General features: G+C 67.0%; 14 protein-coding genes. 6 read left to right on the top strand and 8 right to left on the bottom strand.

The annotated features are described in order from the left end of the window. Positions 1-18: 18 nt before the first annotated feature. The 3 genes from Q9K01_RS09285 to Q9K01_RS09275 all read right to left on the bottom strand — a co-directional run bounded on the left by Q9K01_RS09285 (position 19) and on the right by Q9K01_RS09275 (position 2,144). Positions 19-771, bottom strand: coding sequence for a thioredoxin domain-containing protein (locus tag Q9K01_RS09285; protein WP_305929969.1), 753 nt, complete (start codon positions 769-771; stop codon positions 19-21). Positions 772-876: 105 nt separating this feature from the next. Next, positions 877-1,572 carry a thioredoxin domain-containing protein gene (locus tag Q9K01_RS09280; protein ID WP_305929968.1) on the bottom strand — a complete coding sequence of 232 codons (696 nt, stop codon included), beginning with the start codon at positions 1,570-1,572 and terminating at the stop codon, positions 877-879. Continuing rightward, on the bottom strand, positions 1,569-2,144 hold the full coding sequence (locus Q9K01_RS09275) for a DUF721 domain-containing protein (protein ID WP_305929967.1): 576 nt from the start codon (positions 2,142-2,144) through the stop codon (positions 1,569-1,571). Before Q9K01_RS09275 ends, Q9K01_RS09280 begins: the two co-directional genes overlap by 4 nt. Before the next feature lie 29 nt (positions 2,145-2,173). Between Q9K01_RS09275 and mutY the strand changes: the two genes are divergently transcribed. After that, a complete protein-coding gene (gene mutY / locus Q9K01_RS09270; protein ID WP_305929966.1) occupies positions 2,174-3,193 on the top strand; it encodes an A/G-specific adenine glycosylase in 1,020 nt (339 codons plus the stop codon). Here the strand turns inward: mutY and Q9K01_RS09265 are convergent. Then, entirely contained in the window at positions 3,190-3,411 is a 222-nt protein-coding gene (locus Q9K01_RS09265) for a hypothetical protein (protein ID WP_305929965.1), read from the bottom strand. The two genes, mutY and Q9K01_RS09265, sit on opposite strands and share 4 nt — an antisense overlap. A 143-nt stretch (positions 3,412-3,554) precedes the next feature. On the opposite strand from Q9K01_RS09265, the gene Q9K01_RS09260 reads away from it, so the two are divergent. Genes Q9K01_RS09260 through Q9K01_RS09250 form a run of 3 tightly spaced genes read left to right on the top strand, consistent with a single transcriptional unit; the run spans position 3,555 to position 6,408 of the window. Beyond that, positions 3,555-4,862, top strand: a complete 1,308-nt coding sequence (locus tag Q9K01_RS09260) for a serine hydrolase domain-containing protein (RefSeq protein ID WP_305929964.1) — start codon at positions 3,555-3,557, stop codon at positions 4,860-4,862. Continuing rightward, entirely contained in the window at positions 4,862-5,719 is an 858-nt protein-coding gene (gene nudC, locus Q9K01_RS09255) for an NAD(+) diphosphatase (RefSeq protein ID WP_305929963.1), read from the top strand. The genes Q9K01_RS09260 and nudC overlap by 1 nt, the downstream gene beginning before the upstream one ends. Continuing rightward, entirely contained in the window at positions 5,716-6,408 is a 693-nt protein-coding gene (locus tag Q9K01_RS09250; RefSeq protein WP_305929962.1) for a DsbA family oxidoreductase, read from the top strand. The genes nudC and Q9K01_RS09250 overlap by 4 nt, the downstream gene beginning before the upstream one ends. A 96-nt stretch (positions 6,409-6,504) precedes the next feature. Here the strand turns inward: Q9K01_RS09250 and Q9K01_RS09245 are convergent, their stop codons facing one another. The 3 genes from Q9K01_RS09245 to mgtE form a co-directional block, all read right to left on the bottom strand. Then, on the bottom strand, positions 6,505-6,759 hold the full coding sequence (locus tag Q9K01_RS09245; RefSeq protein WP_305929961.1) for a hypothetical protein: 255 nt from the start codon (positions 6,757-6,759) through the stop codon (positions 6,505-6,507). A gap of 79 nt (positions 6,760-6,838) precedes the next feature. After that, positions 6,839-7,228, bottom strand: a complete 390-nt coding sequence (locus tag Q9K01_RS09240) for a DUF1489 family protein (RefSeq protein ID WP_305929960.1) — start codon at positions 7,226-7,228, stop codon at positions 6,839-6,841. A gap of 61 nt (positions 7,229-7,289) precedes the next feature. Next, entirely contained in the window at positions 7,290-8,738 is a 1,449-nt protein-coding gene (gene mgtE / locus Q9K01_RS09235) for a magnesium transporter (protein ID WP_422785315.1), read from the bottom strand. A 146-nt stretch (positions 8,739-8,884) separates the two neighbouring features. On the opposite strand from mgtE, the gene Q9K01_RS09230 reads away from it, so the two are divergent. Further along, complete coding sequence (locus Q9K01_RS09230; RefSeq protein WP_305929958.1) at positions 8,885-9,349, top strand: peptidylprolyl isomerase; 465 nt, start codon at positions 8,885-8,887, stop codon at positions 9,347-9,349. A gap of 32 nt (positions 9,350-9,381) precedes the next feature. Here the strand turns inward: Q9K01_RS09230 and Q9K01_RS09225 are convergent, their stop codons facing one another. After that, complete coding sequence (locus Q9K01_RS09225; RefSeq protein WP_305929957.1) at positions 9,382-10,260, bottom strand: serine hydrolase domain-containing protein; 879 nt, start codon at positions 10,258-10,260, stop codon at positions 9,382-9,384. A 125-nt stretch (positions 10,261-10,385) separates the two neighbouring features. Here Q9K01_RS09225 and miaB point away from each other — a divergent pair, with 125 nt between their 5' ends. Further along, entirely contained in the window at positions 10,386-11,729 is a 1,344-nt protein-coding gene (gene miaB, locus Q9K01_RS09220; protein ID WP_305929956.1) for a tRNA (N6-isopentenyl adenosine(37)-C2)-methylthiotransferase MiaB, read from the top strand. Positions 11,730-11,775 lie beyond the last annotated feature (46 nt).

Below are 11,775 nucleotides of genomic sequence, written 5' to 3'. Positions count from 1 at the left end.
GCTACCCCGCGCCGACTGTTACCTGGCGCCGGCGCGCTGGAGCACGGGTTCGAGAGCCTGCCAGGTGTTGACGGTGTCGAGCTTGCTGCCGTTGACGAAGAACGTCGGGGTGCCGGTCACTCCCAGCTCGTTCGACTGCCGGGTCGAATTTTCGGCGATCGCCGTCATCGCGTCGAAATCCGCGAGGCAGCTGCGCGCCTGATCCTCGCTGATCCCGCGCGCTGCGAAGAAGTCGTAGAAGCCCGCGACCTCGGCAGCGGCCACGAAGCGCTGGTCCTCGGGCAGCGCCAGCGCCTGCTGGAACTGCTCCTGCCGCTCGAAGACGGGGCCGAGGACGGATTGCAGGTTTTTCCAAACCTGATCGGACAGCGGGTGATAGGTCTCGTCCGCACCGCACCGCACCAATTGCGCGAGCATGAGATCGTGCGGGGCGTGGATCTGGTTGCGCAATTCGTAGCTCACCCGGCCGGTGTCGACATATTCTTCCTTGAGCTGGTCGGCACCGTTCTGCGCGAATGCGGCGCAGGCGGGACAGGTCAGCGAGGCATATTCCATGACCTTGATCGGCGCATCGGGATTGCCGAGCAGATAGCCATCGGCCTCCGTGACGGTGACGACATCGGACCATTCCTGCCCCTCGGGCGCCGGTATTTCGGCGATCGCTTCGCCTTCGAGGCTGCCGGTCTCTTCCGCGCCCGACCCGCAGGCGGACAGCGCCAGCGCGAGCGGGAAGGCCAATGCGGCGAGAAACGGAGAACGGATTGCGGTCATCGAAGCGGGTCCTTGGTATAGAGTGGCGAGGCTAGCCGAGAGGTGCGGGTGGATGGAAGCGCGGCCTTGCGCTTTTTCACACAAATCGACCCATGGCGGTGGCGATCAGAAGCGGCTGCCGAGCGCCTTCTCGAGCGCCGACCAGGTGAAGACGCCGTCGAGCAGCTTGCCGTCCACGACGAAGCTGGGCGTGCCCGTGAGCTTGTAGGCCGCGATATCGGCCTGACTGGACTGGGCCAGCGCCGCCGCCTTCGTCTCGTCCGCGAGGCAGCGGTCGAGCGCGACCCGCGAATAGCCGCGCCGTTCCATGAGGGTGTAGAAGCCCAGATCGCTCGCCATGGCCTGGCGACGCGCGCCATTGGTGCCGAATTGCCAACGCGAGCGCTGCGCCTGAGTGGTGGCGCGCGCCTTGGCCAACCATTCGTCCTGCGCGTGCAGGATCGCCGAATGGTTCTCGGCGAATTTGGCCGGGTCGCCGCAATGGGTCAGCAGCGCCGCGGTCAGATCGATCGGATCGCGCAGCAGATGGCGGATTTCGAAGCTGACCCTGCCGTTGGGGACATAGGCCAGCTTGATCGCCGGCTCGCCATCGCGCGCGAAATCGGCGCAATGCGAGCAGGTGTAGCTCATGAACTCGACCAGCTTGACCTTGGCTTCGGGATTGCCGAGCAGATGTCCGTTGTCGCGTTCGACGACAGTGGTGGTCCAGTTCTGCCCCGGTTGCGCCACAACCGCGACGGCGCTCCCGGCCAGCGCGGTGACGCCCAGCGCCAGCGCCAGCTTTACACTTCGTTTGGTCATCTCTCGTCGCTTTCCTTGTCCCCATCGCCGAAGCTGCGCGCGAGGGATTCGAGCACGGCGCGCAGTTCCGGATCGCCGATATCGCGCAGGCTGTCTCCCAATTCCATCGGAATCGGCTTGAGCGAGGGCGGCGCTTTGGGGCGTTCGCTAAGGGCGGGCGCCTGAACCGCGCCTTGCCGCATCTTGACCCGCGCCACCGCCTTGTAGCCGAAGAAGCGGTTCACCCGCTCGACGATCTCAGGGATCACATGCTGGATCAGCGGGGCATGCGCGGGCAGGACCACCAGTTGCAGGATGCCCTCGGATTTCTCGCCCGGCGGGAAGCGGATCGATTCGGGCGCGCAGACGCGGGCATGCGCCTCGCCGACGATTTCGGGCCAGCGCGAAACCACGCTCGACTGGACGAAACCGAAGCGGCGAAAGGCGGTGCGGCCGATCTGCGGCATCAGATCGCTGATCGCCTTGGCTTGGCCCCCGCGCGGGCGCTCGTAGGGTTTGACGCGGTTCGAGGGCTTGCCCTTCGCGGGTGATGCTTTCGCTTTGGCGGGCTTCGGGGGCGTGTCGCTTTCCATCTGTGCGCTCCCCATGCCATAGCCGCGCCGTGACCTCCACCATCGCCGACAGATTGCTCGAATGGTACGACCGCCATGCCCGCTCGCTCCCGTGGCGGGCGAGGCCCGGCGAACCGGCACCCGACCCCTATCGCGTCTGGCTTTCCGAGGTGATGTTGCAGCAGACCACGGTCGCTGCGGTGAAGCCCTATTTCGCCGCCTTCACCGCACGCTGGCCGACCGTTGCGGCGCTCGCCGAGGCTCCCGAGGAGGAGGTGATGGCCGCCTGGGCGGGACTGGGGTATTATTCGCGGGCGCGCAATCTGATCAAGGCCGCACGCGCAGTTGCGGCGCGGGGCGGGTTCCCCGACACCGAAGCCGAACTGCGCGAACTGCCGGGGTTGGGCGCCTACACCGCGGCCGCCGTCGCGGCGATCGCCTTCGACCGCCGCGCGGTGGTGGTGGATGCCAATGTCGAGAGGGTGGTGGCGCGGCTGTTCGCGATCGAAATCCCATTACCGCAGGCGCGCAAGGCCATTAGCGCCGCCGCCGAGACGGCAACTCCGGACTGCCGCGCCGGGGATTTCGCGCAGGCGATGATGGATCTGGGCGCGACTATTTGCACCACGCGCGATCCCAAATGCCTGCTTTGCCCTTTGGCAGAGGGCTGTGCGGCACGATCGAGCGGCGATCCCGCCCGGCTGCCGATCAAGGTCAAGAAGAAGGAGAAACCCGTCCGCCGAGGAACTGCCTTCTGGATCGAACGCGACGATTGCGTCTGGCTGGTCCGCCGCGCGGGCAAGGGCATGCTCGGCGGGATGCGCGCGCTCCCCGACGATGGCTGGTCGGCGCAGGTCGACGGCGGGGGTGAGACGCCGCTGGTCGGAGACTGGCAGCCGCTCGGGCGGGTCGTTCATGTATTCACCCATGCCCGGCTCGAACTGTCGGTTAGGCGCTATGAAGGCCTGCAAACGCCGCAGGGCGAGGGCGAATGGTGGCCGCTGGCCACGCTCGATGACGCCGGTTTGCCGACGCTGTTCGCAAAGGCGGCTCGGCTGGCGCTCGCCTAGATAATGCCGCCGCCCAGCGCGAGCCGGACGATCGCGATCGCCAGTACAACGAGGCAGAAATTGCGCCCGCTTCGGTGCGAGGACAATTGCCCCGCGGCGATACCCGCCACGATGATCGGCAGCGCGAACCAATTTCCCCAGCCGAGGAAGGGAATGGTCGCGGGGATGACAATGACGAGCGAGAGGATTCCCAGCAGGATCGAGACAATGTTAAGCATGTGTCATAGATAGGTAAGACAGCGCCGTCATGCAAGCGAGGATCGCCCCGAGGGGCTTTTCCAAGGTTGCAATTTGCAATCGGGTGTTCACAACCGCGAATGCATCGGCGCGGCTTGCACGCGCCACCAGGAGAGGACACCGCATGGCCTACCGCGAATTCGACAGCCACCAGCTATCCCGCCGCAGCCTGCTGCGCGGGGGGGCCATGATCGGCGCCGGAGCCGCTTTTGCCGGGCTGCCGGGAGCGGGGCTGTCGGCTCGGCCCGCTGCGCAGCACGGCCAATGGCCCGCGGTGGCGGCGATGGTCGACAAATACGTCGGCGAGCGCAAAGTCGCCAACATGGCCGCGACGCTGGGCTGGGGCCAACGCGATCCGCTGGTGATCGCCAAGGGTACCCTCGCGATCGGTCAGGCGGCAACCGCGGGAATCGACAGCCTCTATCGCATCTACTCGATGACCAAGCCGATCACGGGCATGGCGGCGATGATGCTGATCGACGACGGCAAGCTGGGTCTCGACCAGCCGCTGGCCGAAATCCTTCCCGCTTTCGCCGATATGCAAGTGCAACGCACCTACGACGGCTCCGTTACCGATCTGGTGCCGGCGGTGCGCCCGATCACCATTCGCCAGGTACTCACCCACACCGCTGGTTTGGGCTACAACATCGTCCAGAAGGGCCCGATTTCGAAACTTTACGTCGAGCGCGGGATCGTGCCGGGCCAGGTCAGCCGCATCCCCGTTCCGGGTCTCGGTCGGGCCGAGGCGGTACGCGGGCTCGACAATTTCGCCGACCGGCTGGCGCAGGTGCCGCTAGTGCTCCAGCCGGGTTCCAAATGGAGCTATTCCGTCGGGCTCGACCTGATGGGCCGGGTCATCGAGGTCGCGAGCGGGATGAGCTTCGAGGCCTTCCTGCGCGAGCGATTGTTCGAACCCGCAGGGATGACCAGCACCTTCTTCCGCGTTCCGCAAAGCGAAGTGGGGCGCTTCACCACCAATTACGGAATCGTCGCTTCCGTCCCCGTACCGATCGATCCGGCGCGTGCCTCGATCTATCTCGACGAACCGTCCTTCCCCTATGGCGGCGCAGGGCTGGTTTCGAGCCCGCGCGATTACGACCGCTTCCTGCGAATGCTGCTGGGTTACGGCATGCTCGACGGCAAGCGGATCATGGGCGAGCTGGCGGTCCGGGTCGGGACCTCCGACCTGCTCCCCGAAACCGCCATTACCAAGGGCACCTGGATCGAAGGCCAGGGCTTCGGCGCGGGGGGCCGGGTGACCGATGGCTCCTACGGCTGGGGCGGGGCGGCGGGCACGGTCGCCTTCGTGAACTACGACGCCAATCTGCGAGCGGCCATGTTCACCCAATATATGCCGTCCGAAGCCTATCCGATCCACGCCGGCTTCCCGGCGGCGGTCGCGAAAGATCTGGCCATGATGCAGGGCGCCTGATGCTGGCGTTTACCGGCTCGCGGCTCGACCGTGCGGACAATGACCGCGCCGACCCGGAGAGGTTGGCGGGATACATGAACTGGCGGGCGCGGCTGCTCGCGCTCGACGGGCTGATGCCCGGAATGGACCAGGCCGGCGCGCTCGCCTGGGGCACGCTCGCCGACGCCCCCGAGGATGCCGAGCTGGTGTTTCTCGGGCTCGACGGCGGCAAGCCCTGCTTCGCCTGCGTCCCGGCGGCGGGCGATGCCGCGCCGCGGCTGGCGAACCCGGCGGTGTGGCAGGCGATGGCCAGTCTCACCCCCGACGATCTGGCGATCTATGGCGGTGCGCGCAGCATCGTCGACTGGCACGCGCGCCATCGCTTCTGCGCCCAGTGCGGCGGTACGACGCGGATCGCCAAGGGCGGCTGGCAGCGCGAATGCAATCAGTGCGCAGCGAGCCATTTCCCGCGCACCGACCCGGTCGCGATCATGCTGGTCGAATACGACGGCAGGCTGATGCTGGGGCGCGGCAAGGGCTGGCCCGAGGGGCGGTTCTCCGCGCTGGCGGGGTTCGTCGAGCCGGGCGAAAGCATCGAGGAAGGCGTGGCGCGCGAGGTGCTCGAGGAAAGCGGCGTGAAGGTCCGCGATGTCACCTATATCGCCAGCCAGCCCTGGCCGTTCCCCTCGCAATTGATGATCGGCTGCCATGGCTATGCCGATGACGATGCGCTTGTGGTGGACGAAACCGAACTGGCCGAAATCCGTTGGTTTACGCGCGAGGAAGTCGCCGCCTCGCTCGCCGGCGACGGCCCCTTTGCCGCGCCCCCCGCACAGGCGATCGCGCATCACCTGTTGACTTGGTGGAGAGACCGATGACCGAACCGCGCAAGCTGACCATCGACATCTGGTCCGATGTCATGTGCCCATGGTGCCTGGTCGGCTGGGGCAATCTGCGCCAGGCGCTCGACCGGCTCGACGGCGAGATCGCGGCGGACATTCGCTGGCACGCCTTCGAGCTCAACCCCGACATGCCGGCCGAGGGCGAGGAGCGCACCGCGCATATCGCGCGCAAATACGGGCGCACTCTGGAACAGTCGAAGGAGGTGCAGGGCCAGATGCGCAGCGCGGCGCAGAGCGCGGGCGTCTCGCTCGATTACGAGGGCGAGGAGCCTGCGCCCGATGCGATGATGTGGAACACCTTCGAGGCGCACAAGCTGCTCACCTGGGCGGGCGAGACGCATGGCTATGAACGCCAGACCGCGCTCGAGCTCGCGCTGTTCACCGCTCACTTCAACCAGCGCCGCCGGATCGGCGAGCGCGTGGTGCTGCTCGATATAGCCGAAGAGACCGGTTTCGACCGCGCCGCGGCGGAGTCTGCACTCGACAGCGAGGAAATCGCCCGCAAGACCCGCGCCGAGGAACGCGCGGCATGGGATCTCAACATCTCCGGGGTCCCGGCAATGGTGCTGGCGGGCAAGTTCCTTATCCCCGGTGCGCAGCCGCCGGAAGCCTACGTCGATGCCTTGCGCCGGGTTGCGGAGAAAACGGCGGAGCCGGCGGTCTAGCGCGGCACTGCCGCGGCAATTTCGGTCCCACAAGCGAAACGCCGCCCGAAGGACGGCGTTCGTTGATCGATATTGCGTCGATCCGGGTTGGGCGGATCAGCTGCTGCTGTTGTTGCGCGCTTCCTGGATCGCGGCGCGGGTCTTGGGGCCCTTCTTGGCGTCCTGTGCGGGATTGTCCGAGCCGATCTCGGGCTCGCGATTGTCCGGGTCGGTGGCGCGGTTGAGTTCGCCGCGCTTGCCGACGTCGCGATTGACGTTGCCGCCCGCGCTGCTCTGCTGCGAGGGGGTGGGGTTTTCGGTCAGCCCGTCGATCAGCTCGTTGTCGGGATGCCTGGATTGGCGGTCGGGCATAGAAATTCTCCTTTACCGTACAACGCCTGTCCCCCCGTCACTGTTCCTTCCATCGATGTCCCGCCCACCGACGTATGGGTCAGATCAGCCCGAGCTTCTGCAAACGCCCCGCGAGGCGGCCGGGCATGACATCGCCGATGTCCTCGCCCTCCACCAGATCGCGCGGGGGATCTCCCTTGAGATAGCGCCAGCCCTGATGCGCGCGCTTGGGCTTGGGCAGCACCGGGATCAGCCGTGGCTCCAGATCGATGAACCAGCGACCGTTGTCCTGTTCGGTGAAGCCGGTGATCGGGCTGCGTGCGACCAGATTGTGCTCGTGGATCCAGAACAAGGATCCGCCGATGCATTCCTCCCACCGGGTCGGCCGATAGCGGGTGTTGACGCTCACCCGCGGGCGGTTGGCGTACCAGCTTTCGATTCCGGCGTAGGATTTGGCGCCGAATGCGATCTTGGTCAGGTGAAGCGGCATGGCAGCCTAGATAGGGGGTGGGGCGCGAGCCTCAAGTCAGCCGTTACTCTAGCCGGACCCGTCAGCCAACCACGCCGCTCGCCACCGCGAGCCCGAGGAATGCGAAGAAGCCCATCGAATCGGTGATCATGGTGACGAAGACGCTCGAGGCAACCGCCGGATCGGTGTCGAGCCGGTCGAAGATAACCGGCACCAACACCCCGGCCAGCCCGGCGATGATGACGTTGATCACCATCGCCGCGGCGATCACCAGCCCCAGCAGCGGCGTGAAGATCAAGCCCGTCGCGAGGCCGATCAGCAGCGCGATCGTTGCGCCGTTGAGCATCGCGACGCGCATTTCGCGCAGCAGGATCCGCCCGGTGTTGGAGCGGGTCAGCTGGTTCATCGCGATCGCGCGGACGGTGACAGCCATCGTCTGCGTCCCGGCATTGCCGCCGATGCTGGCGACGATCGGCATCAGCACCGCGAGCGCCACCAGCTGCTCGATCGCCGCGCCGAAGGCCGCGATGATCAGGCTGGCGATCAGCGCGGTGCCCAGATTGGCGACCAGCCAGCGCACCCGGCTGTAATAGGCATCGCGGATCGGCTCGTTGATGTCGCCTTCGCCCGCGCCGCTCATCAGCAGCGCGTCCTCGCCCGCCTCCTCGGCGATGATGTGGACCACATCGTCCACCGTCATCTGGCCGACCAACCGTCCGCTCTCGTCCACCACCGCCGCCGAGATCAGCGCGTATTTCTGGAACATGTTGCCGACCTCTTCCTGGTCGAGCGTGGCGGGGATCAGCGTCTGGTCGCGCTTCATCACGTCGACCAGCGGGATGGTGCGCGGGGTGCGCAGGATCCATGACAGCTGGCAGGTGCCGACCGGATGGTGCCGCTCGTCGACCACGAAGATCTCGAAGAAGTCGTTGGGCAGCGCGCGATCCTCGCGCAGGAAATCGATCAGATCGCCGACCGTGAGATGCTCGGGCACCGCCACGAAGTCGAGGTTCATCAGCCGCCCGGCGGTCTCGTCGGGATAGGCCAGCGCGCTTTCGATCGCGTGCCGGTCCTCGGCATCGAGTTCGGCGAGGATCGCCCGCTGATTATCGCGGTCGAGATCCTCGATCAGCTGAACCGCGTCGTCGGTATCGAGCTGCTCGGCGATCGACGCCACCCGCGCGGCGGGCAGCGATTCCATCATGTCGTCGCGGACGAAGTCGTTGAGCTCGGCGACGACATCGCTGGTCATCAGATCGGTGATCGCGGCGGCGAGCTGATGGCGCTCGTCGCGTTCGAACAGCTCGAGCAGATCGGCGATGTCGGCGGGGTGGAGCGGTTCTACCAGTTCGTAAACCCGCGCGTCGTCGCCCGCTTCAAGCGACTCCCGGACGCTGCGGACGTATTCGGGCTTGAGGATATTCTCCTCGTCCATCCGCTCGTCGTCGATCCGGTCGTCTGGGCGACCGTCGGCGCGGTCTTCGTACCGGTCTTCGTGGCGTGCGGAGGCCTGCCGGCGCTCGCCCGGCATCGCTTCGTCGTCGGGGCGCTCGCGCTTGGCCATGGCGCCGCTCTAGGGGAGGAGGCATCAAAAGCAAGGCACCAAAACCCGGGCCGGGGTGGTGACATTGCGCGCGCATCGCCTATAGCGGCGCCGCAACTTCAGGAGACGATATCATGGCCGACGAAAAGCTCACCCTTACGCTCGATTGCGGCGACGGAAAGGGCGGCGATGTCGTCATCAAGCTGCGCCCCGATCTGGCGCCCGGCCATGTCGAGCGGATCACCGAACTGGCGAAGGAGGGCTTCTATGACGGCGTGGTGTTCCACCGCGTGATCCCCGGCTTCATGGCGCAGGGCGGCGATCCCACCGGCACCGGCATGAGCGGCAGCGACAAGCCCGATCTCAAGGCCGAGTTCAATTCCGAGCCGCACACCCGCGGCACCTGCTCGATGGCGCGCACCCAGGTGCCCGACAGCGCCAACAGCCAGTTCTTCATCTGCCTCGACGATGCGCGCTTCCTCGACAAGCAGTACACCGTCTGGGGCCAGGTCGAGAGCGGCATGGAACACGTAGACGCGCTCCCCAAGGGCGAACCGCCGGCCAATCCGGGCAAGATCGCCAAGGCGACCGTGGGCTAAACCTGCAGGATTGAGCCCCGCTCGTTCGGGGCTCAGTCCGGCAGTCGGTCCCGCAGGCCGAGCAGGACGCCGCGCAATTCGCGCTTGGCGCGCTCGGGATCGGGCGGCACGCCCTCGAATAGCGCCACCACGACGAAGTCTTGGCTGCGCACCACCGCGGTGAAGTGACCGCGCGTGGTCAGCCAGCCGAAATGCGCCAAAGTGCCATCCTCCCCCACGCCCCATCCCAGGCCGTAGGGCGTGTCGCCGGGGCGGGGGAAAGGGTGGCCTGTCGTGGCCGGGTCAATCGGTCGGCTGGCGAAGCGGTGATAGGCGGCTGCGGTGCCCGACCAGCCGCCCGCCGGACCCAGCAGTCCGTCGTAACCCATCGCCTCCGCCTCTGGGAAACCTGCGCGGACCGCTTCTGCGTAGGACCGCCCGGTCGCCTCCTCCAGCGCCGCGCCCAGCAGGCAGTAGCCGGTGTTCGAATAGGCGTAGCGGGTACCCGGAACGAATTGGCGGGGCGGGACGGGCAGGGCGATGCAGGGCGACCCGGCCTCGCGCTCCGCGACGGCATCGCCAGCGGTGGCGGAATCCCACCCGCCGGTGTGCTGGAGCAACTGCCGCAGGCTCGCCCCGGCGAAGCGGTCGTCGAGCCGCATCGTCCCCGCCTCGACCTGCGCCAGCACCGACGCCGCAGTGAGCGGCTTGGAGAGGCTGTAATAGGGCATTATCGCGTCGGGATGGGTCCCGATGGCGAGCCGCACCGGCTCCGCTCCCGCGGGTCCATAGGCGATGCTGGCAGCGGAGAGGCCGTGCCGCTGCATGAAGTACTCGACGGATGTATCACCATATCGGTTAGCCTGCCACGAGAACAGTGCCAAAAGCGCTCCGATGGCGACGAGCAGCAGCAGGATGCGGGGTCGGAGCAAATGGTTCTCGATGGCGGTGGAACCATTCGGGTCTAGCACCCGGCTGCCGTGCCGCAAGCGGCAGCTCGTCCGGCATCGCCCGGCATTGAAACGGCGCCGCCTTTCCCGTAAGGCGCATCCCTCCCATGAAACCGACCACCGCCCCCCGGACCTACAGGGTCAAGAGCTTCGGCTGCCAGATGAACGTCTATGATGGCGAGCGCATGGCGGAGATGCTCGGCGAGCGCGGCATCACCCCCGCGCCCGAGGGCGAGGAGGCAGATCTGGTCGTGCTCAACACCTGCCACATCCGCGAGCGGGCGGCAGAGAAGGTCTATTCCGACATCGGCCGGCTGGTGAAGGCGGGCGCGAAAGCGGGCAAGACGCCGCTGATCGCGGTCGCGGGCTGCGTCGCGCAGGCCGAGGGCGACGAGATCATGGCGCGCGCGCCGGCGGTGTCGATGGTGGTCGGCCCGCAGGCCTATCACCGCCTGCCCGACATGATCGACCGGGCGGTGCAAGGCGAGCGCAACACCGACACCGACATGCCCGCGATCGCCAAATTCGCCGCGCTCCCCGAGCGCCGCAAGAGCGCGCCCGCCGCCTTTCTCACCGTGCAGGAAGGCTGCGACAAATTCTGCACCTATTGCGTCGTCCCCTACACCCGCGGCGCCGAGATCTCGCGCCCCTATGCCGATCTCACGCTTGAGGCGCGCAAGCTGGTCGATGCCGGCGCGCGCGAGATCACGCTGCTGGGCCAGAACGTCTCCGCCTGGAGCGGAGAGGACGAGCGCGGCCACGCGGTGGGCCTTGCGGGCCTGATCCGCGCGCTGGCCGAGGTCGATGGCCTCGCGCGCATCCGCTACACCACCAGCCATCCCGCCGACATGGACGATGCGTTGATCGCCGCGCATGGCGAGATCGACAAGCTGATGCCCTATCTCCACCTCCCGGTGCAGAGCGGCTCGGACCGGGTGCTGAAGGCGATGAACCGGAGCCACACTGCGGACAGCTATCTGCGCCTGCTCGAGCGGTTCCGCGCCGCGCGGCCCGATCTGGCGCTGAGCGGCGATTTCATCGTCGGCTTCCCCGGCGAAACCGAGGCCGAATTCGCGGAGACGCTCGCACTGGTCGATGCGGTGGGTTACGCGCAGGCCTATAGCTTCAAATATTCGCCGCGCCCGGGGACGCCGGCCGCTACCATGGCGGATCAGGTGGCGATGGAGGTGATGGACGAGCGGCTTCAGCGCCTGCAGGCTGCCATCAACCGCGACCAGCACGCCTTCAACCGCGCCACCCAGGGGCGCGATTGCGAGGTGCTGGTCGAGCGCAAGGGCAAGCTCGCCGGACAATGGCTCGGCAAATCGCCCTGGCTGCAATCGGTCTGGTTCGAGGGCGATTGCGCGATCGGCGATCTGGTGGAGGTTCACCTTGCCGAGGCGGGTCCCAATTCCCTGCGCGGAGTCATCCGCGAGAACGTCGCCGCCTGAGCGGCTCTACGAGACCAGATCATCCGAGCCAAACCATTGCGCCGGC

The sequence above is a fragment of the Qipengyuania benthica genome, from assembly GCF_030717865.1.
GTDB classification, from domain to species: Bacteria; Pseudomonadota; Alphaproteobacteria; order Sphingomonadales; family Sphingomonadaceae; genus Qipengyuania; species Qipengyuania benthica.
The sequence above is the reverse complement of the archived record's forward strand: the minus strand, read 5'-3'. Positions and strand labels throughout refer to the sequence as shown.

Excerpts from the sequence above, each read along its gene's own strand:
- Q9K01_RS09285 (WP_305929969.1), bottom strand. The coding sequence starts at position 771 with ATGACCGCAATCCGTTCTCCGTTTCTCGCCGCATTGGCCTTCCCGCTC.
- Q9K01_RS09280 (WP_305929968.1), bottom strand. The coding sequence starts at position 1,572 with ATGACCAAACGAAGTGTAAAGCTGGCGCTGGCGCTGGGCGTCACCGCG.
- Q9K01_RS09275 (WP_305929967.1), bottom strand. The coding sequence starts at position 2,144 with ATGGAAAGCGACACGCCCCCGAAGCCCGCCAAAGCGAAAGCATCACCC.
- Q9K01_RS09265 (WP_305929965.1), bottom strand. The coding sequence starts at position 3,411 with ATGCTTAACATTGTCTCGATCCTGCTGGGAATCCTCTCGCTCGTCATT.
- Q9K01_RS09260 (WP_305929964.1), top strand. The coding sequence starts at position 3,555 with ATGGCCTACCGCGAATTCGACAGCCACCAGCTATCCCGCCGCAGCCTG.
- nudC (WP_305929963.1), top strand. The coding sequence starts at position 4,862 with ATGCTGGCGTTTACCGGCTCGCGGCTCGACCGTGCGGACAATGACCGC.
- Q9K01_RS09250 (WP_305929962.1), top strand. The coding sequence starts at position 5,716 with ATGACCGAACCGCGCAAGCTGACCATCGACATCTGGTCCGATGTCATG.
- Q9K01_RS09245 (WP_305929961.1), bottom strand. The coding sequence starts at position 6,759 with ATGCCCGACCGCCAATCCAGGCATCCCGACAACGAGCTGATCGACGGG.
- Q9K01_RS09240 (WP_305929960.1), bottom strand. The coding sequence starts at position 7,228 with ATGCCGCTTCACCTGACCAAGATCGCATTCGGCGCCAAATCCTACGCC.
- mgtE (WP_422785315.1), bottom strand. The coding sequence starts at position 8,738 with ATGCCGGGCGAGCGCCGGCAGGCCTCCGCACGCCACGAAGACCGGTAC.
- Q9K01_RS09230 (WP_305929958.1), top strand. The coding sequence starts at position 8,885 with ATGGCCGACGAAAAGCTCACCCTTACGCTCGATTGCGGCGACGGAAAG.
- miaB (WP_305929956.1), top strand. The coding sequence starts at position 10,386 with ATGAAACCGACCACCGCCCCCCGGACCTACAGGGTCAAGAGCTTCGGC.